Origin of the sequence: Vreelandella lutescens, from assembly GCF_014640815.1 — a bacterium.
In the GTDB taxonomy this organism is placed as follows: domain Bacteria; phylum Pseudomonadota; class Gammaproteobacteria; order Pseudomonadales; family Halomonadaceae; genus Vreelandella; species Vreelandella lutescens.
On record NZ_BMHM01000003.1, the window covers coordinates 93,001 to 112,328 of the forward strand.

General features: G+C 59.8%; 14 protein-coding genes. 8 read left to right on the top strand and 6 right to left on the bottom strand.

Annotated features, from left to right (window positions below):
* Window positions 1–8: 8 nt before the first annotated feature.
* From hslV to IEW65_RS08050, 4 genes are all read right to left on the bottom strand, one after another.
* Window positions 9–542 carry an ATP-dependent protease subunit HslV gene (gene hslV / locus IEW65_RS08035; RefSeq protein WP_044630495.1) on the bottom strand — a complete coding sequence of 178 codons (534 nt, stop codon included), beginning with the start codon at window positions 540–542 and terminating at the stop codon, window positions 9–11.
* A 161-nt stretch (window positions 543–703) separates the two neighbouring features.
* Window positions 704–1,462, bottom strand: coding sequence for an SPOR domain-containing protein (locus IEW65_RS08040; protein WP_188638975.1), 759 nt, complete (start codon window positions 1,460–1,462; stop codon window positions 704–706).
* Window positions 1,463–1,465: 3 nt separating this feature from the next.
* A complete protein-coding gene (gene argS, locus IEW65_RS08045) occupies window positions 1,466–3,151 on the bottom strand; it encodes an arginine--tRNA ligase (protein WP_188638976.1) in 1,686 nt (561 codons plus the stop codon).
* A gap of 143 nt (window positions 3,152–3,294) precedes the next feature.
* The gene (locus IEW65_RS08050) at window positions 3,295–5,550 is read right to left on the bottom strand and encodes a primosomal protein N' (protein WP_229755507.1); all 2,256 of its coding nucleotides are present in this window, start codon (window positions 5,548–5,550) and stop codon (window positions 3,295–3,297) included.
* A gap of 145 nt (window positions 5,551–5,695) precedes the next feature.
* On the opposite strand from IEW65_RS08050, the gene rpmE reads away from it, so the two are divergent.
* Together rpmE and IEW65_RS08060 are read left to right on the top strand one after the other, a co-directional pair.
* A complete protein-coding gene (gene rpmE / locus IEW65_RS08055; protein ID WP_106373773.1) occupies window positions 5,696–5,911 on the top strand; it encodes a 50S ribosomal protein L31 in 216 nt (71 codons plus the stop codon).
* A gap of 487 nt (window positions 5,912–6,398) precedes the next feature.
* Window positions 6,399–7,670, top strand: a complete 1,272-nt coding sequence (locus tag IEW65_RS08060; protein ID WP_188638977.1) for a malic enzyme-like NAD(P)-binding protein — start codon at window positions 6,399–6,401, stop codon at window positions 7,668–7,670.
* A 76-nt stretch (window positions 7,671–7,746) separates the two neighbouring features.
* Here the strand turns inward: IEW65_RS08060 and IEW65_RS08065 are convergent, their stop codons facing one another.
* A complete protein-coding gene (locus IEW65_RS08065) occupies window positions 7,747–8,568 on the bottom strand; it encodes an acyl-CoA thioesterase (RefSeq protein WP_188638978.1) in 822 nt (273 codons plus the stop codon).
* 108 nt (window positions 8,569–8,676) lie between these two features.
* Between IEW65_RS08065 and tadA the strand changes: the two genes are divergently transcribed.
* Window positions 8,677–9,132 carry a tRNA adenosine(34) deaminase TadA gene (gene tadA, locus IEW65_RS08070; RefSeq protein WP_268234714.1) on the top strand — a complete coding sequence of 152 codons (456 nt, stop codon included), beginning with the start codon at window positions 8,677–8,679 and terminating at the stop codon, window positions 9,130–9,132.
* Window positions 9,133–9,137: 5 nt separating this feature from the next.
* Here the strand turns inward: tadA and mltF are convergent, their stop codons facing one another.
* Window positions 9,138–10,604: a membrane-bound lytic murein transglycosylase MltF gene (mltF, locus tag IEW65_RS08075; RefSeq protein ID WP_188638980.1), complete on the bottom strand. Its 1,467-nt coding sequence runs from the start codon at window positions 10,602–10,604 to the stop codon at window positions 9,138–9,140.
* Window positions 10,605–10,780: 176 nt separating this feature from the next.
* On the opposite strand from mltF, the gene purL reads away from it, so the two are divergent.
* From purL to rluB, 5 genes are all read left to right on the top strand, one after another.
* Window positions 10,781–14,707, top strand: a complete 3,927-nt coding sequence (gene purL / locus IEW65_RS08080) for a phosphoribosylformylglycinamidine synthase (protein WP_188638981.1) — start codon at window positions 10,781–10,783, stop codon at window positions 14,705–14,707.
* A gap of 29 nt (window positions 14,708–14,736) precedes the next feature.
* Window positions 14,737–16,545 carry a DNA repair helicase RadD gene (gene radD, locus IEW65_RS08085; RefSeq protein WP_188638982.1) on the top strand — a complete coding sequence of 603 codons (1,809 nt, stop codon included), beginning with the start codon at window positions 14,737–14,739 and terminating at the stop codon, window positions 16,543–16,545.
* 66 nt (window positions 16,546–16,611) lie between these two features.
* Window positions 16,612–17,568, top strand: coding sequence for a segregation and condensation protein A (locus IEW65_RS08090; RefSeq protein WP_188638983.1), 957 nt, complete (start codon window positions 16,612–16,614; stop codon window positions 17,566–17,568).
* The gene (gene scpB, locus IEW65_RS08095) at window positions 17,565–18,359 is read left to right on the top strand and encodes an SMC-Scp complex subunit ScpB (protein WP_188638984.1); all 795 of its coding nucleotides are present in this window, start codon (window positions 17,565–17,567) and stop codon (window positions 18,357–18,359) included. Before IEW65_RS08090 ends, scpB begins: the two co-directional genes overlap by 4 nt.
* Window positions 18,352–19,227 (top strand): 23S rRNA pseudouridine(2605) synthase RluB, encoded by an 876-nt coding sequence (gene rluB, locus IEW65_RS08100; RefSeq protein WP_062361996.1) that lies wholly within the window; start codon window positions 18,352–18,354, stop codon window positions 19,225–19,227. The genes scpB and rluB overlap by 8 nt, the downstream gene beginning before the upstream one ends.
* Window positions 19,228–19,328: the final 101 nt, after the last annotated feature.

Sequence of the window (19,328 nt, forward strand, 5' to 3'; positions counted from 1 at the left end):
AAGTGGCCTCAACGTTCGTTGATGTTCAGCTCTTCGAGCGTCACGTGGTGATTGGTGAATACGCAGATGTCACCAGCGATGGCGAGGGATTTTTCGGTAATTTCCCGGGCGGAAAGCTCGGTGTTCTCAAGCAGCGCGCGGGCGCTGGCCTGGGCAAAGTTGCCGCCTGAGCCAATCGCGATAATGCCGCGCTCTGGCTCAACCACATCACCGTTACCAGTAATGATCAGCGAGGCGCTGTGGTCAGCCACGGCCAGCAGGGCCTCTAAGCGGCGCAGCGCGCGGTCGGTGCGCCAATCTTTGGCAAGCTCAACCGCTGCCTTGGTTAAATGGCCCTGATACTTTTCAAGCTGCGCTTCAAAACGCTCAAACAGAGTAAAGGCATCAGCGGTGCCACCGGCAAAACCGGCTAACACTTTGCCACGGTAAAGGCGGCGCACTTTGCTGGCATTGCCTTTCATCACGGTGTTGCCAAGCGAGACTTGGCCGTCGCCCGCGAGGGCTACTTGATTACCGCGGCGAACGGAAACAATCGTGGTCATGGAGATAACTCCTTGGGGGAGACGTGCTCCCGATGACTGATCGGCCACCCTGGGCGGCCGTAAAAAAAGCGATTCCCAACAAAATGCGGGCGGCTGATAAAAAATCAACCGCCCGCAAGCGAAAGCCATCAAGATTAAGCGGGCCTGCTAAGCCCTGCTGGCTAATTCTGTAGCTGAATCAGCAGCGGCTCAATGCCTTGGGTGCTCATCAAGTCCTGAGCGCGGTTGAGCTCACGGGTATCATCGTAAGGGCCAACCTGAACCCGATGCCAGGTATCGCCGTTGGCCTGCACCTCGCTGATCTGTGCCAGCAGGCTTAGGTTACGCAGCCGGCTGCGCAGTTGTTCGGCATCGCCAATTTCACGAAATGACGCGGCCTGCAGCATATAGCGGTTGGGCGTGCTGGTATTGGCCGCCGGTGCCTGCTGAGCGGCAGCGGCCTGCTCGTTGGGGCGGGTGTTGGCGGCAATCACCTGCGCAATGGGGTCATCATCCGCGCTGCTGGTGGCTGGTTCTGTGCGATCGGTTGCCGTATCGCCTGCGTCTGCATCACTGGCTGCTATGGTCGGGGGCGTGATAGTCGAAGGAATCGCTCCGCCGGGAGCAATGACTTCAGTTTCAGGCAGCAGCGTGTAGAACTCGAACGTAGGCATAGCGGGCTCGGCGGGCGTTTCGGTTTGCCGTGCGGCGCTGCGCTCATCGCTACCCGAGGGTTTTGGCAGTACCGTCGCCTGAGGAACCTCCTGCTGATCTTGCCAGGGGGCGGTGCCGTGCTGGTGCTGGGCGAGAAAAAAACCAGCGGCCACCCCTACAATCCCCCACAGCCAGCCGGGAATGCGTAGCCCGCCCCCAGAGCGGCGGGCGGACTTACGCTGCGACGTGGCTCCACGGCGGGTGGGCTTAGTGCGCGGGCTGGCCATGGACTACATCTCCTCGGGTGCGCTAACACCCATAAGGTCCAGACCATTGCGCAGCACTTGGCGGGTTGCCAGGCCAAGGGCTAGGCGGGTGTTGCGCAGCGTGTCGTCATCAACCATGACCTTGACCGCGTTATAGCAGGTGTGGAAGTCACCGGCTAAATCCAGCAGGTACTGGGCAACCTGCTGAGGCTCGCGGTTTTTTGCGGCGTGCTCAACCACTTCTGGGTAACGGGCCAAGCGGTTAAGAACGGCTTTCTCCTGGTCGCTATCCAGTAGTGCTAAATTGGCCATGGCGACGCTGTGGTCAAACGGTTGGCCGGCATCTTCGGTTTTGCGCAGCATGCTGCATACCCGCGCATGGGCGTACTGCACGTAATACACCGGGTTGTCGTTTGACTGCGAGCGCGCTAGATCAATGTCAAAGGTCAGCTGGGAATCGGCGCGGCGAGCGGCTAGGAAGAAGCGCGTGGCATCGCGGCCTACTTCATCAATCAAATCGCGAATGGTGACGTAGCTGCCCGCGCGTTTGGACAGTTTTACCTCAACGCCTGAGCGGGTCACCATCACCATTTGGTGCAGCACGTAATCGGGCCAGCCTTGTGGGATGCCCACTTCCAGCGCCTGCAGGCCTGCGCGTACGCGCGTGACGGTGGAGTGGTGGTCAGCCCCCTGTTCATTGATCACGGTTTTAAAACCGCGCTGCCATTTATTCAGGTGGTAGGCGACGTCGGGCAGGAAGTAGGTGTAACCCCCTTCGCGCTTGCGCATCACGCGGTCTTTGTCATCGCCAAAGTCGGTGGTGCGCAGCCACATCGCGCCGTCTTCTTCATAGGTGTGGCCGTTGGCGACCAGCTTCTCGACGGTGGCGTCGACATTGCCTTTTTCGTAAAGCGAGGACTCCAGGAAGTAGACGTCAAACTCAACGCCAAAGGCTTTGAGGTCTAAATCCTGCTCGCGGCGCAGCCAAGCAACGGCAAAGGCTTGAATGGCGTCTAAATCATCCGCATCCGCTTTAGCGGTCACTTCGCGGTCATCTGCGGTGACCGTTTTGCCCGCCATATAGTCATTGGCAACATCCACGATGTACTCGCCGCGGTAGCCATCTTCCGGCCAGCTGGCATCGTCGGGGCCAAGGCCTTTGGTACGTGCCTGAACGGACAGCGCCAAGTTTTTAATCTGAGCACCGGCATCGTTGTAGTAAAACTCGCGGGTGACATCGTAGCCGGTGGCTTCCAGCAGGCGGCAAAGGCTATCGCCAATCGCTGCACCGCGGCCGTGGCCGACGTGGAGCGGGCCAGTAGGGTTAGCGGAGACAAACTCCACCTGCACTTTCTCGCCTTTGCCGATCAGGCTGCGGCCAAAGGCATCGCCACTATCCAACACTTGAGCAACGATTTGTGCAGCAGCGTCGGCGGCGGCAAAGAAGTTGATAAACCCAGGGCCCGCAATCTCGGTTTTTTGAATGGCGTCGCTGGCGGGCAGCGCGGCGACGAGGGTGTCGGCCAGCTCGCGAGGCTTCATGCCGGAAGGCTTCGCCAACATCAGTGCGAGGTTGGTGGCGTAGTCACCGTGGGCCTTGTCTTTCGTGGGGTCCACCTTAATGGCGGGTTTTAAATCGTCGGGCAGCACGCCTTGGTGCTTGAGCGCGTCAACCGCGCCTTCGAGCAGAGAAATAATCGTATCTTTCATTTAAATATCCGGATGTCGTCGGTGGCGGCGTGTGCATGCGCCCAGGTAATGCAGCGGCAAAGCGCTCATTATCGGCAATTGGCGCGCAGTTTCAAAGCCGTATTCCGTTACGTACGGGGGAAGCCTTATGACAAGGCTAGCCGCTAGGCCAGCGTTTGTGGGTCAATGTCGATCGACCAGCGCACTTTGCGCGCCTCTCGGTTGGCTTCTAACCACTGCACTAGCCAGTTAGCGGCGGCGTGGCGGTGGCTGCGTTTGTCAGCGGTGAGCATGACGTGGATATGGTAGCGGTTTTGGCGACGCTCCATGGGGGCGGGTACGGGGCCCAGGCAGCGCACGGGTACCTGGGCGTCCTTCAGCCACTGGCGCAGCGCCTGTGCGGCTTGCTGAGCCAGAGCGAGCGCCGCCTGCTCCTGCGGGCTTTCTACGCGTAGCAGTGCCATAAAGCAAAACGGCGGCAGCTTGGCGATGCGGCGCTCTTCCAGCAGGTTGCGGGCCAGTGCGCCGTAGCCATGTTCGGCCAATTGGCCTAGGTGCGGGTCATCCGGGTGGAGGGTTTGCACCAGCACGCGGCCAGGGTGGGCGGCGCGGCCTGCGCGCCCGGCAACCTGCTCAAGCAGCTGTGCGCTGTGCTCTAGGGCGCGAAAGTCCGCGGCATAAAGGCCGCCATCGGCATTGACGACCACCACCAAGGTGACATGCGGTAAATGATGGCCCTTGGCGAGCATTTGAGTGCCCACCAGTAGGCAGGGCTCGCCGCGCTGAATTTCCTTGAGCACCTGCTCAAAGCTCTCTTTTTTGCGTGTGCTGTCGCGGTCAATGCGGTGGACGGTGGTGTCAGGGAACAGCCCTTGTAGCGTCTCCTCGGTGCGTTCGGTGCCGCTACCCAGCGCACGTAAGTCGCCGCTGCCGCAGTCTGGGCAGGCATCCGGCAGGGCGCGGCGGCTGTCGCAGTGGTGGCAGGCCAGCAGCGGCGGCTGGCGGTGTAGCGTCATGCGCGCATCGCACTGGCTGCACTCGGCCATCCAACCGCAGCTGTGGCAGGCCAGGCTCGGCGCAAAGCCACGCCGATTGATAAAGATGAGCGCCTGCTTGCCCGCCGCGAGCGTGCTCTTAATCGCTTTAATCGCGTTGGGCAGCAGCCCCCCTTGGCGGCGCTGGTGGCGCAGGTCGATCAGCTCTAACTTAGCGGGCGGGTGACGGCTGGGCCGCTGGGTTAGCCGCAGGTGTCGATAAGCGCCCGTAAGCGCCTGCTGCAGGCTTTCAAACGAGGGCGTCGCACTGCCCAATAATAGGGGAATGCCGTGGTAGTGCGCCCTGGCAACGGCTAAATCCCTAGCGTGGTAGCGCAGCCCGTCGTGCTGTTTGTAAGAGCCATCGTGCTCTTCATCGACGATGATCGCGCCGGGGTTCGCCAGCGGGGTAAAAATGGCTGAGCGGGTGCCAATAATCACCAGCGCGCGGCCGCTGGCAGCGGCTTCCCATACATCCAGGCGCTCTGGGTCGGTAAGCCCGGAGTGCAGCGCCACCACCGGTACGCGAAAGCGGCTTTTGAACCGCGCTAGCGTTTGCGGTGTAAGGCCGATTTCAGGCACAAGTACCAGGGACTGCTTTCCTTTGGCAGCGAGCGCTTCGATGAGCTGTAGGTAAATCTCGGTTTTGCCGCTGCCGGTCACGCCTTCCAGTAAACAGGGGTGGTAGCCGTCGAGTTTTTCATGCAGCACGGATAGCGCAGTGGCCTGTTCACGGTTGAGCGGCAGCGACGGCGAGGCGAGTAAACTTCCGCCGGTAGGCTGAGCGGCGGTGAGGGTGATCTCTTGTGGTTGGGTAAAGCCTTTTTTTTGCAAGGCTAATAGCTGGTCCCGCGTGAAGCCGTGGGCGCTCACGGCCCGGCCCGGCAGCCCGTGGGGGTGCTGGCGAAGAAGCGCATAAAGCTCTGCCTGTTTAGGCGCGCGTGCCAGCGCTGTTTCATCGTTGGGTAGCGGAAGCCACAGGGTTTGGGTGCGCCCCGCCATGGGGTGGCCCTGGCGCAGCCTAGCGGGCATGGCATGCTGCAGGGTATCGCCCAGGCTGTGCTGATAATAACGCGCCGCGAAGTGGCACAGCCACTGCCAGTCGCTGGGTAGCGGGGCATCATCCAGCGCTTCACCGATGGCCCGCAGCTGCGAGCGCGGCAGTTCACTGCCGGAAGCCAAAGACACCACCACACCGACGACATCGCGGCGACCAAACGGCACCCTGACCCGCAGCCCAGGCTGCCAGCCACAGGCGGGTGCCCGCGGTGCGGGTAAATAGTCAAACAGGCGTCTTAGTGGCGACGGTAGCGCGACCTTGAGCACCTGAAAAGCGCCCTTAGGCAGCCCAGGTGACGATGGCTGGGCAGAAACAGAATCGGACAATTGGCCTCCGGCGTTTAGTTTGCTAGAATGCGCGGCCGCTCTGAATCTATCGGATCAAGCGGCTAACCGGTTAGCAGTTTTTTCACACCCGTATGCGGTGCCTGGCAATGGATCAGGTGGCGGCATATAGCTTACGAGGCTCAAGATGAAACAAGGTATCCACCCGAATTACAACACGGTCACCGCCAACTGTTCTTGCGGTGCAAGCTTCCAGGTCGGTTCTACCTCTGGTCAGGACTTCTCTCTGGACGTGTGCTCCAACTGCCACCCTTTCTACACGGGTAAGCAGAAGCAAGCGACCACTGGTGGCCGCGTAGAGCGCTTCAACAAGCGTTTCGGCGCTGCAGTCAAGCGCGGCTAATCCTAACGGATTTAGCCTATCGCAGGCACACACTGTGCTCTGTGCAAAAGCCCACGCCATGGCGTGGGCTTTTTGTCCCTAAGGGGCTACCCTTTTTATTTGCTTCATTTTATTAGCGCTCCTGCTACCTGAGTGTGTTGCCACTTGCGAACTGCACGTTGCTTAACGTGTTGCTTCTCTAGCGCGGTCCTTTTCCTGCCTCTTGTTATCTTTTCCACAGGGTGTTTGCGCCAACGGGGTGTGGATAACCTCTGTTGTTCGTATTGGAATTTATTTCCAAAAATACTGCGCTGCATCAATAAGGAAACCTTTATAGCTGATGGCTGGATGCATAAGTTGCAGCAAATAACGTGGAAAAGTTCCGAAATTGAGGGGAATGTAGCTAAAACGGTCGTTTCGTAGGTAAGTTTACTACGTGCTTGAGGCGCCTAGGTTTTTTCTATATTCTGATACAACTTTTCTACTTTAGGCTGATGAGACCTTAACTATGACGGATGCAAATAAGCAGGCAGCTTTGGATTATCACGCTAAGCCGATCCCCGGTAAGCTTTCCGTGGAGTTGACCAAGCCCACCGCGACAGCGCGGGATTTGGCGCTAGCGTATAGCCCAGGCGTCGCTGAACCGGTTCGCGAAATCGCTCGCGAAGCGGAAAATGCGTACCGTTATACCGGCAAAGGTAACCTAGTCGCGGTTATTTCAGATGGCAGCGCTATTCTGGGTCTGGGTAACCTTGGCCCGCTGGCCAGTAAGCCGGTGATGGAAGGCAAAGGCGTGCTGTTTAAGTGCTTTGCGGGCATTAACTCCGTCGATATCGAAGTAGATGCCGAGAACCCGCAGGCGTTTATCGACACCGTTGCCCGTATTGCCGATACCTGGGGCGGCATTAACCTGGAAGACATCAAAGCGCCTGAGTGCTTTGAGATCGAAAAAGCGTTGATTGAGCGCTGCAGCATTCCTGTTTTTCACGATGACCAGCACGGCACGGCGATTGTGACCGCTGCCGGTATGCTCAACGCGCTGGATATCGCGGGCAAGCGCATCGAAGATGTGAAAATCGTCTGCATGGGCGCAGGGGCGGCTGCTATTGCCTGCATGCGCCTATTGATCTCTTGTGGTGCCAAGAAAGAGAATTTGGTCATGCTGGATCGTCGCGGCGTCATTCACACTGACCGTGACGGCATCAACGAGTACAAGGCTGAGTTCGCCCGTGATACCGACATGCGCACGCTGGACGACGCCATCGACGGCGCGGACGTGTTTATCGGCCTTTCTGGCCCGGGCCTGCTCTCTGCGGATCAGGTGAAGAAAATGGCCGCTGACCCGGTGATTTTCGCCTGCACCAACCCCGACCCGGAAATTCACCCGGACGTAGCCCGCGAAGCGCGCCCGGATGTGATCATGGCCACCGGCCGTTCGGACTTCCCGAACCAGGTGAACAACGTGCTGGGCTTCCCGTTCATCTTCCGCGGCGCGCTGGATGTACGCGCAACGCGCATTAATGAAGCCATGAAGTTGGCCGCTGTTCATGCATTGAAAGACCTGGCCCGTGAGCCGGTGCCCCAGGAAGTGCTGAACGCCTACGAGCGTACCGAGATGAGCTTTGGCCGCGAATACATCATTCCCACCCCGGTGGATATCCGCCTGCTGGCGCGTGTGTCATCTGCAGTAGCCCAGGCAGCGGTCGACTCCGGCGTTGCCCGCAAGCCGTACCCAGCCCACTACCCGCTGAAAACTATTAATGATGTGTATGGTGGGTAATTAGGCCGCTGAGTTCAGAACGACATCATCAACGCCCGCTGACTGCGGGCGTTGCTGTTTTTATCGCTTCAGCGGTTCAAGGCTGCGGATAGCGCACCAGCCCCTCTTGCGCCGTCGAGGCGACTAAACGCCCATCGCGGCGATAAATATGGCCCCGCGCCAAGCCCCGTGCGCCGCCTGTCCAGGGGGAATCGATGGCGTAGAGCAGCCACTCATCCAGCCGTGTATCTTCGTGCAGCCAAATCGCATGGTCGAGACTGGCAATGCGCAGTTTGGGGTCGGTGTACTTAATGCCGTGGGGAATCAGGCCGGTGGTCAGCAGATTGAAATCTGACGCATAAGAGAGCAGGTGACGATGCAGCGCCGGGTCATCCGGTAGCGGCCCACCGGCAAAGCGGAACCACAGGCACTGGCCAGCGGGTGACGCGCTGTCCGGGTTATCCTTCAAGTGTAAAAACTCGATTGGGTGGCCGGGGAAGCGCGCGTGCTTGGCATCGCCGCTCTCGATAAGCGCTTCCGGCGTGGGCACTTGTGGCATGGCCCGCTGATGATTGATGCTCTCTTCAGCGCTCTGAAAAGAAGCGCTGCAGAAAAAGATCGGTCGCCCTTTTTGAATGGCGGTGACGCGGCGAGTGGTAAAACTGCCGCCGTCGCGAATGGTATCGACTTGGTACACCACCGGGCGGTGCGGGTCACCAGGGCGCAAAAAATAGCCGTGCTGGGAGTGCGGGCGACGCTCATCCGGCACCGTGCGCGCCGCGGCGGCAAGCGCTTGGCCCAGAACCTGGCCGCCATACAGTTGGGGAAAGCCCAAATCTTGGCTCTGGCCGCGAAATAGCGTCTCTTCAAGAGGCTCAAGCTCTAACAAGTTGACCAGTGACTTCAGCGCGTCGTTCATTCTCTGTATCCTTGGTGCTGTCTGTTTTCCCGCCGATGATTGCAAGCGCACCCAGTGCGGCCATCACGCTATTAAAACGATCGTTTTGCTACCTTAGCGGAGTTTGCCTTGTTACGCAGCGATGAATTTTACATGCACCGTGCCATGGACCAAGCGCACCTGGCGTTTGCCGCTGGCGAAGTGCCTGTGGGGGCCGTGGTAGTCGATGCCCATGGCGAGGTAGTTGGCGCAGGCCATAATGCGCCGCTGGCAAGCTGCGACCCCAGCGGGCATGCCGAAGTGCGTGCCCTGCGCGAGGCGGGGCAGCGGCTGGGCAACTACCGTTTAGAAGGCTGCACGCTGTTTGTGACGCTAGAGCCTTGCATGATGTGCGCAGGCACCATGGTGCATGCCCGTATTGCCCGACTGGTGTATGGCGCGGCCGAGCCGCGCACCGGTATGGTGGAATCAAAAGCGAATCTGCTTGCCCAGCCCTGGTTCAATCACCAGATAGAGATTACGGGCGGCGTGCTAGCGGCACCTGCCAAAAGGCTACTCAAGCAGTTTTTTGCCGAGAAGCGTTAGCGCGGCTACTGCTCAATCGGTGGAATAATATCGAACAGCAGGAGCGGCTCTTCGCTGGTGGGCGTTTGTTCTAGTTGGAAGAACTGCTGTCGACTGCGCTCCACGTACTCAATCATCTCGTAGTAGCGACGAATATTACGCACATAGATCACCGGCTCGCCGCCACGGGCATAGCCGTGACGGGTCTGGCTATGCCACTCACGCTGCTGTAATAGCGGTAGCGCTGCTCGCACATCCTGCCAGTTATCCGGGTCGCCGCCACGCATCTCGGCAATTTTACGCGCATCATAAAGATGCCCAAGCCCTACGTTATAAGCCGCCATGGCCATATAAAGGCGGTCATCCCCGGTGATGCTTTCCGGTAGGCGGTCCTTAATACTGCGCAGATAGCGCGCACCACCATCAATGCTTTGTGCGGCGTCGGTACGGTCGGCTACGCCCATTTCGCTGGCGGTGGGGTTAGTCAACATCATCAGGCCGCGCACGCCAGTGGGGGAGACGGCCGTTGGGTCCCAGTGCGACTCCTGATAGCCCACAGCGGCCAGCAGCTTCCAATCAAAACCAGTGTCACGGGCAGCCTGCTTAAATAGCTCGGTATAGTTGGGCAGGCGCTCATCGAGGTGGGCAAGAAACGTGCGTGTACCTACGTACTCAAGGTAGTCGTCGTGGCCAAAATAGCGGCTCACAAGCTGCTCCAGCGTGCCGTTTTCCTGAAGTCCCTGCAAAAACCGGTTAGCAGCCTCTAATAGCCCCAGCCCACGGCCGCTGGGCACTGCCCAGGCTAAAGAGAGCGGCTCACCTAAGAAGAATCCGCGTTCGACGTTAGGAAAAAATAGCCGGTTTAAGCGGAACTGGTGATCAAAAATAATCGCTGCGTCTAATATACCGCTCTCTACCCGGGCCAGCAGCTCAGCGACTTCCAGCTCGTGAGACTCCTTCCAGGTGAGGTTGGGGTAGTCACGCTGTAGCACTAACAGCGCTTGGCTGGTGCCCGCTTCACTCAGCGTGCCAAGCTCCAGGCCGACGAGATCAGCGGGTTCATCAATGCCGTTAAGTCCTCGGCGATATACCACCAGCGGCTGCATTTGAATAATGGAGCGGGTGTAGTGAATGCCGGGTGAATCGGCCAGCAGTGGCAGGGCGGCGGCACCTAGGTCCCCCTGTGCGCGCACAGCGGGAAGTACGCTCTCTGGATGATGGCTTGCATTGAGATTGAGGCTAACGCCCAGATAGTCCGCAAAGCGGTGCATTAGCTCATACTCAAAGCCGGTAGGCCCTTGTCGGCCTTCATAATAGGTGGTGGGCGTATTACGGGTATGGATCGTGATGAACTCTTTGGCGTTAATCTGCGCTAAATGTTCACCGCTTGGTATCGACGCGCTGCGCGGCACCAAAATAAGGAAAAGTGTCGCGATCATCGCGAAATACGCCCGGTAAGAGGCGATAAAATGTTGGTAAATCAATGTCGGCATGGTGGCTTGTCAACATGGAACAGTCTGCCACGATACCCAGCCTGATAGACGCTGTCACCTTGTTGATTTCGTGTGACCGCCGCTTTCCAGTATCATAGGGCTTAGTCCGTGTGATGGTCGCTTTGCGGCCCGGTGATTTCCTGCTCGAACTCTTCCTGCTTTAGAGGCTCCCAGATATGCTCGAACTGCGAGGCGCACCCGCCCTTTCTGCCTTCCGCCATGAACGGCTGTTAACGGTGTTGCGTGACCGTGTTCCGGAGGTGGAGGCGCTGTCTGCCCATTACGTCCACTTCATTGACCACCACGAAGAGCTTGATCAGTCCGCCCAGGAGCGGTTGGTAAAACTGCTGGAGTACGGCAACCGCGAGCATCAAGAGAGCCCTGATAACGCTCAGCGCTTTCTGGTCGTCCCGCGCTTAGGCACCCAGTCACCGTGGTCCTCTAAAGCAACCGATATTGCCCATAACTGTGGGCTGCTTCAGGTCAGCCGCATTGAGCGCGGTATCGATTACCGTGTCGGGCTGCGCGGTACGCCCAGCGCTGAACAGCTGGAGACGATTAGCGCGCTGCTCCACGACCGCATGACGGAAAACGTGTTGGCCGATGTCGCAGAGGCTGCCAAGCTCTTCGCCCACCACTCGCCGGCCCCTCTGGGCAGCGTGGATATTCTGGAAGGCGGGCGCGATGCTCTCGTTAACGCTAACCGTGAACTTGGCCTTGCGCTGGCAGATGATGAAATCGACTACCTCGTTGCGGCGTTTATTGAGCTAGGCCGCAACCCAAGCGACGTGGAGCTGATGATGTTCGCCCAGGCGAACTCAGAGCACTGCCGCCATAAAATCTTCAATGCGGACTGGATCATCGATGGCGAGGCCCAGAGCCACTCGCTGTTCAAGATGATTAAAAACACCTTCGCGACCTCTCCGGATAACGTGCTTTCCGCCTATAGCGATAACGCGGCGGTCATCAAAGGCAGCCACGGCGGACGCTTCTTCCCCACGCCGCTTACCGGTGCCGAAGGCGAGCGCGCCAGCTACGACGCTCACCAAGAGCCAATCCACATTCTCATGAAGGTGGAAACCCACAACCACCCCACGGCAATTGCGCCGTTCCCGGGTGCTGCGACGGGCTCCGGCGGTGAGATTCGTGACGAAGGCGCGACCGGCATTGGCGGTAAGCCGAAGGCAGGCCTGTCCGGTTTTACCGTGTCTAACCTGCGCATTCCTGAATTTGTCCAGCCCTGGGAAGCCTTCGACTACGGCAAGCCCGAGCGTATGCAGTCCGCGCTGAATATCATGTTGGATGGCCCGATTGGCGGTGCCGCGTTCAACAACGAGTTTGGTCGCCCTAACCTGACCGGCTACTTCCGCACCTACGAGCAGGATGCGCTAAGCGAAGGCGGCATCGAGCGTCGCGGCTACCACAAGCCGATTATGATTGCCGGTGGTTACGGCAATATCCGCGCTCAGCACGTACAAAAAGGCGAGATTCCGGTCGGCGGCAAGCTAATCGTGATGGGCGGCCCGGCGATGTTGATTGGCCTGGGTGGCGGCGCGGCCTCCAGCATGGCGTCCGGCGAGTCTAGTGCGGATCTGGATTTCGCCTCTGTTCAGCGGGAGAACCCGGAAATCGAGCGTCGTGCCCAAGAAGTCATCGACCGCTGCTGGGCGCTGGGCGACAACAACCCCATTCGCTTTATTCACGACGTGGGGGCAGGCGGGCTGTCTAACGCCCTGCCGGAGCTGGTTAAAGATGGCAACCGTGGCGGCCTGTTTAACCTGCGCGCGGTGCCCAACGCCGAGCCCGGCATGAGCCCGCTGGAAATCTGGTGTAACGAAGCTCAGGAGCGCTACGTACTGGCAGTGGCCCCTGACGATTTGGACACCTTCGACGCGCTGTGTAAGCGCGAGCGCTGCCCCTACGCGGTGGTGGGCGAAGCCCAGGCGGAGCATCACCTGGAAGTGCGCGACGGCCACTTTGAGACCAAACCGGTCGATCTGCCCATGAGCGTGCTGTTTGGCAAGCCGCCGAAGATGACTCGTTCGTTTGAGCGCCAGACCCCTGAGCTGTCGGGCGTGATGCTGGATAACCTGGACCTGCGCGAAGCGATGGATCGGGTGCTGCGTCTGCCTACGGTGGCCTCGAAAAGCTTCCTGATTACCATTGGCGACCGTTCCATCACCGGCCAAGTGGCTCGTGATCAGATGGTCGGGCCCTGGCAGGTGCCGGTGGCCGACGTAGCGGTCACCACCGCGAGTTTCGACACCCACGCCGGTGAAGCCATGGCGATGGGCGAACGCCCGCCGGTGGCGCTGATTAACCCTGCCGCCAGCGCGCGTTTAGCGGTGGCGGAAGCCATTACTAACCTCGCGGCTGCGCCGATTGCCAAGCTGTCGGATATCAAGCTCTCCGCTAACTGGATGAGCGCGGCTGATCACCCCGGTGAAAACCAGGCGCTGTATGACGCGGTTCATGCCGTTGGTATGGAGCTATGCCCGGCGCTGGGTATTGCCGTGCCGGTGGGCAAGGACTCCATGTCCATGCGCACCGCGTGGCAAGAGGGCGACGATACTGACGAGAAGAGCATTACCTCGCCGCTGTCGCTGGTGGTGACCGGTTTTGCGCCGGTGACCGACGCGCTGGCGACGCTCACCCCGCAGATCAATCTGGAGCAAGACGAGTCTGATCTGATTTTGATCGACCTGGGTAACGGCCAGAACCGTTTAGGCGGCTCGGCGCTGGCGCAGGTGTATGGTCAGGTGGGTGACGCCTGCCCAGATGTGGACGACCCGGAAGATCTGAAAGCGTTTTTTGAAGTGATCCAAGGCCTGAATCGCGACGGCAAGCTGCTGGCCTACCACGACCGCAGCGACGGCGGCCTGCTGGTCACCCTGTTGGAAATGGCGTTTGCAGGGCACGCAGGGCTTGAGATCAAGCTTGATTGGCTGATCGATGAGCCGGTAGAAGCCTTTAACGCGCTGTTCTCCGAAGAGCTGGGCGCGGTGATTCAGGTCAATCGTCAGCACACCGAAGAGGTGCTGACCCAGTTCGCCATGGCGGGTATTGAAACCTGCGGCGTGATTGCTCGCCCGCGTTACGACGACCAAGTGCGGGTGACGCTGTTTGAAGAGCCGCTGCTGGAAACCACCCGCCAGCTAACCCAGCGCACCTGGGCAGAAACCAGCTACCGCATGCAGGCGCTGCGGGATAACCCGGAGTGTGCGAAGAACGAGTTCGACAACTTGCTCGACGTTCGCGACCCGGGCCTCAGCGCCGCGCCGACCTTCGATATCAACGACGATATCAGCGCGCCCTATATCAACACCGCGAAACCGGCGGTGGCCGTGCTGCGTGAGCAGGGCGTTAACGGTCAGATAGAGATGGCCTGGGCCTTCCACAAAGCGGGCTTCGACGCGGTGGATGTGCACATGAGCGACATCCTCGAAGGCCGTGTCTCGCTGGAGGAGTTCAAAGGCTTAGTGGCCTGTGGCGGTTTCTCCTACGGCGATGTACTCGGCGCAGGCGGCGGCTGGGCGAAATCGGTACTGTTCAACGAGCGCGCCCGCGAGCAGTTTGCCGCGTTTTTCACCCGTGACGACAGCTTCTCGCTGGGTGTGTGCAACGGCTGTCAGATGCTCTCCCAGCTCAAAACGCTGATCCCCGGTGCAGAAAACTGGCCTGCGTTTGTGCGCAACGAGTCGGAGCAGTTCGAGGCTCGAGTGGCCATGGTACGCGTCGAGAAAAGCCCCTCGATTCTGCTGGCAGGCATGGAAGGCTCAACGCTGCCCATCGCCGTGGCGCATGGAGAAGGCCGCGCCGAGTTCCGCGACACGGCGCACCTGCGCAGCATGCAGTCGAGCAGCCAAATTGCCCTGCGCTACATCGACAACTACGGCCAGGTGACCACTCGCTACCCGGCCAACCCCAACGGCTCGCCGTCAGGCATCACTGGCCTGACCACGCCGGATGGCCGGGTGACGATCATGATGCCTCACCCCGAGCGGGTGACCCGTGCGGTCACTAACTCCTGGCGTCCGGCGGAGTGGACCGACGATGGCGCTTGGCTACGCCTGTTCCGCAATGCGCGGGTATGGCTGGGCTAACGTTATGTGACCAACCCGAAAGGTGATGGATGACACATCCTGAAAAGGCGGCCTCCGGGCCGCCTTTCTTGGCTAACGCGGCCGCGCCTTCGCTGCGCCCCTATCAAAAAGAGGCGGTGAAGCGGGTGGTCGGCCACTTTCGCGCCACCAGCGACCCAGGCGTGGTGGTGCTGCCCACCGGCAGCGGCAAGTCACTGGTGATCGCTGAACTGGCGAGACTTGCCCGTGGGCGGGTACTGGTGCTGGCGCACGTGCGCGAGCTGGTAGAGCAGAACCACGCTAAGTATCAAGCCTACGGCTTGGAGGCGGATATCTTCAGCGCCGGATTAAAGCGCAAAGAGGCAAGCCGCCAAGTAGTGTTTGGCTCGGTGCAGTCGGTGGTGCGCAACCTGGAGCAGTTTAACGATGCCAGCTTCACGCTGCTGGTGATCGATGAGTGCCACCGCGTGTCGTTAGAAGAGGATTCCAGCTACCGACAGGTGATTGAACATCTTCAGCGCCAAAACCCACAGCTGAAAATTCTCGGACTCACGGCCACCCCATTTCGCCTGGGCCAAGGATTTATCTACCATCGCCACCACCACGGCATGGTGCGTGGTTCAGAAGAGAGCTTTTTTGCCGACTGCGTGTTTGAGCAGCCGCTGCGCCTGATGGTCAAGCAGGGCTTTTTGGCCGCGCCCAAGCGGCTGGATATGGCCATTGAGGGGTACGACTTCTCGGCGCTTGCGCCCTCGTCCAGCGGGCTGTTTCGGGAAGAAGAGCTCAACCGTGTGGTGGCGGGCAGCCGCGCCACGCCGGGCATCATTGCCCAGGTGGTGGAGTACGCTGCCGACCGCCAGGGGGTGATGATTTTCGCCGCCACGGTGGCTCACGCCGAAGAGATCATGGGCTACCTGCCCACCGAGCAGGCCGCGCTGATTACCGGTGCGACCGCCTCGGCCGAGCGCACCGCGCTGATTGACGCCTTTAAAGCGCGCCAGTTGAAGTATCTGGTGAACGTGGCGGTGCTGACGACAGGCTTTGATGCCCCCCATGTGGATCTCATTGCGATTTTGCGGCCGACCGAGTCGGTTAGCCTTTATCAGCAAATGGTAGGGCGAGGGCTGCGTCTCTCGCCCGGCAAAAAAGAGTGCTTGATTCTCGACTATGCAGGCAACCCTTGGGACCTTTACGCCCCGGAAGTCGGCGAGCCCAAGCCGGATAGCGACAGCGAACCGGTGCAAGTGGCCTGCCCGGACTGTGGGCACGCAAACCTGTTCTGGGGAAAGCGTGATGGCGAGCTGGTGATTGAGCACTTTGGCCGCCGCTGCCAGGGGCTGATGGAGGATGACGCGGGTCGCCGCCGCCAGTGCGAGTTTCGTTTTCGCTTTAAAGTGTGCGACGAGTGCGGTGCTGAAAACGATATTGCCGCTCGCCGCTGCCACGGTTGCGAGAAGCTGCTGGTGGACGCCGACGATAAGCTGAAGGATGCGCTGAAGCTTAAAGATGCCAAAGTGCTGCGAGTGAGTGGTATGCAGTTGGAGGCGACCGCCAATGGGCGTGGCCTGCCGCGCCTGAAAGCCACCTACCATGATGAAGATGGCGAAAGCCTGAGTGAGTGGTTTGCGCTGGAAACCCCAGCCCAACGCCGTGCGTTTTATGCCGTATTTTTGCGTTCTCACCTGCGCGCACCCGGCGGCAAATGGCAGCCGATGACGCCCGAAGAGGTAGTGAGCGAGCAGCGACGCCTGCGCCATCCGGACTTTGTAGTGGGGCGAAAGGTGGGCCGCCATTTTCAAATTCGCGATAAACTGTTTGATTATACGGGCCGCTACCGTAAAGCCGCTGAGGCGGGTTAGATGCCGCACCCTAGGTGCGCTGCTACACTGCCGTTGTTTGAGACACTAACCAAGGATTCGACCCGCGTGAGCGAGACGCCAAGCGCCATTGATAATCCCATGATCGACCTTGCTGCCGAACCGGTCGTGGAGGCGCTTGGGCGTCTGTTTGACGAGCCGATTACTCAGCTGCCGGAAGACCTCTATATTCCTCCGGAAGCGCTGCGGGTGTTTCTGGAAGCCTTTGAAGGGCCGCTGGATCTGCTGCTGTATTTAATTCGTCGCCAAAACCTGGATATCCTGACCATTAACGTGGCCACCATTACCCACCAGTACATTGAGTACGTGGAGTTGATGAAGTCCATGGAGATTGAGCTGGCCGGGGAGTACCTGCTGATGGCGGCGATGCTGGCAGAGATTAAATCCCGCACGCTGCTGCCGCGCCCGCCAAAAGCAGAGGGCGAGGAGGAAGAAGATCCTCGTGCCGAGCTGATTCGTCGCTTACAGGAGTATGAGCGCCTGAAAGAAGCCGCTGAGGCGCTGGATACGCTACCCCGAGTAGGTCGGGACTGGTTCAGCGTACAGGCGGGCCTTCCGCCGCTGGAAACGCGGGTGATCCATCCCGATGTAGAGCTTGATGAGCTGCTGGGGGCGCTCTCCGATATTCTCAAGCGCGCCGAGCTGGCCCAGGCCCACCAGATCAGCCGGGAAGTGCTTTCTACCCGCGAGCGGATGCTGAAAATCATGGAGCAGCTCAGCCAGGATGGCGCGAGCGGTCGCTACACCCCCTTCGAGGCGCTGTTTACCCTGGAAGAGGGTAAGGCCGGTGTGGTCGTGACCTTTATGGCTATTTTAGAGCTGGCCAAAGAAGCCATGATTGAGATTGTCCAAAACGCGCCGCTGTCACCCATTCACGTTCGCGCCCGCCAAGCAGCGCTGGCCGATGAGGAAGAGGACGCTTTCGAGCGTTTGGAAGAGGAGCAGGGCGATGCCACCTCGGCATTTGAAGAGTCCGCGTTTGAATCTGACGAGGAGTCGCGGTGAGAGACACCACGTTAGACGATATTATTGAAGCAGCGCTGCTGGCCGCGGGTGAGCCGCTGCCGGTTGAGCGCCTGGAAACGCTATTTTTAGAACAAGAGTGCCCCAGCCGAAAAGCGCTTAGGGACGCGCTGTCGCGGCTGGCGCTGCGCCACGATAATGGCGCGCTCGAACTGGTAGAGACCGCCTCTGGCTTCCAGCTACGCATTCGTCCGCGCTTGGCTCACTGGGTGTCGCGGCTGTGGGACGAGCGCCCCCAGCGCTACTCTCGAGCACTCTTGGAAACGCTGGCGCTGATTGCCTACCGTCAGCCGGTTACTCGGGGCGATATCGAAGAGGTGCGCGGTGTCAGCGTTAGCAGTTCGATTATTCGCACGCTAATGGAGCGCGGCTGGATACGCGTGGTAGGCCACCGGGACGTGCCAGGCCGCCCCTCGGTGTATGCCACCACGCGCAGCTTTCTCGATGACTTCGGCCTAAAAACCTTAGATGCGCTGCCGCCCATGCATACCTTGGTCAACGGCGACGATAGCGAAGCGCTTTCCCTAGGGGAGGCGTCAACTGAACAAAACCCGCCGCCAGCACTGGACGAAACGACGCAAAGCGTGCAGGATGCGCCACCCCAGAAAGATGAGAACACGTCGGCAGAGAGTGCCGACCGCCACGCCGAGACGGCGTTAACCCAGCCGCTCAGTTTTGCCGATTTAGAGGCACGGCTAGCGGCACGTGCGCAGCGCCAACATGAGGACGCTGGCACGCAGACCAACGATGTGAGGTCAGACGACCATGAGTGAAAGTAACAACACCACGCCGCCCACCAGCGAAAAGCTGCAGAAAGTGCTGGCCCGCGCCGGGCTTGGTTCCCGCCGTGAAATGGAAACCGCCATTTCCGACGGTCGCGTGAAGGTCAATAGCCAAGTCGCTAAGCTAGGCGACCGAGTGGAAGCGCGGGATAAGGTCAGCTTTGATGACCGCCCGGTGACGCTGCGCCCGGAAGAAGAAGTGCCGCGCCGCGTGATCATGTACAACAAGCCAGAAGGCGAGCTGTGCACCCGTAAAGACCCGGAAGGCCGCCGCACGGTGTTTGAACGCCTGCCGCGCCTGAAAGGCGAGCGCTGGATTGCGATTGGCCGTTTGGACATCAACACCAGCGGCTTGCTGCTGTTCACCACCGACGGTGAGCTGGCCAACCGCTTGATGCACCCCTCTACCCAGGTAGAGCGTGAATACGCGGTGCGCGTCATGGGCGACGTCAAGCGTGAACATATTGTCGCGATGGTCGACGGTGTGATGCTGGAAGATGGTCCGGCGCGCTTTACCGACGTGCAGGAGTTTGGTGGAGAAGGCATCAACACCTGGTTCCACGTGGTGATCTTGGAAGGCCGCAACCGCGAAGTACGCCGTCTGTGGGAATCCCAGGGGCTTACGGTGAGCCGCCTGAAGCGTGTGCGTTACGGCAACATCTTCCTCGATAAGCGCGCCAAAGCGGGCGAGTGGGTAGAGCTATCCCAGGATGAGGTGGACGACCTAGCGACGCTTGCCAACCTGGAAACGCGCAAAGTGCCTGAGTTGACGCCGGATGAGAAAAATCGCTGGAGCCGCGACAAGCATAAGCGTCGTCCGGTGCAGGCGATGCGCAAGCCGAAACCTAAACGCGGTTAAGCTAGGCGCGGTTCAAGCAGTACGCTCTGCACGGCGTGGCGGTTTTTTGGTGTCGTGCAGAGTAATGAATATAGACGAAAGGTAAAAAAGGGCTTGCTATT

Bases quoted from the DNA above. Each gene is read 5' to 3' on its own strand.
- IEW65_RS08040 (WP_188638975.1), bottom strand. From the start codon at position 1,462: ATGGCCAGCCCGCGCACTAAGCCCACCCGCCGTGGAGCCACGTCGCAG.
- purL (WP_188638981.1), top strand. From the start codon at position 10,781: ATGCTCGAACTGCGAGGCGCACCCGCCCTTTCTGCCTTCCGCCATGAA.
- hslV (WP_044630495.1), bottom strand. From the start codon at position 542: ATGACCACGATTGTTTCCGTTCGCCGCGGTAATCAAGTAGCCCTCGCG.
- IEW65_RS08060 (WP_188638977.1), top strand. From the start codon at position 6,399: ATGACGGATGCAAATAAGCAGGCAGCTTTGGATTATCACGCTAAGCCG.
- mltF (WP_188638980.1), bottom strand. From the start codon at position 10,604: ATGCCGACATTGATTTACCAACATTTTATCGCCTCTTACCGGGCGTAT.
- radD (WP_188638982.1), top strand. From the start codon at position 14,737: ATGACACATCCTGAAAAGGCGGCCTCCGGGCCGCCTTTCTTGGCTAAC.
- rpmE (WP_106373773.1), top strand. From the start codon at position 5,696: ATGAAACAAGGTATCCACCCGAATTACAACACGGTCACCGCCAACTGT.
- argS (WP_188638976.1), bottom strand. From the start codon at position 3,151: ATGAAAGATACGATTATTTCTCTGCTCGAAGGCGCGGTTGACGCGCTC.
- IEW65_RS08065 (WP_188638978.1), bottom strand. From the start codon at position 8,568: ATGAACGACGCGCTGAAGTCACTGGTCAACTTGTTAGAGCTTGAGCCT.
- rluB (WP_062361996.1), top strand. From the start codon at position 18,352: ATGAGTGAAAGTAACAACACCACGCCGCCCACCAGCGAAAAGCTGCAG.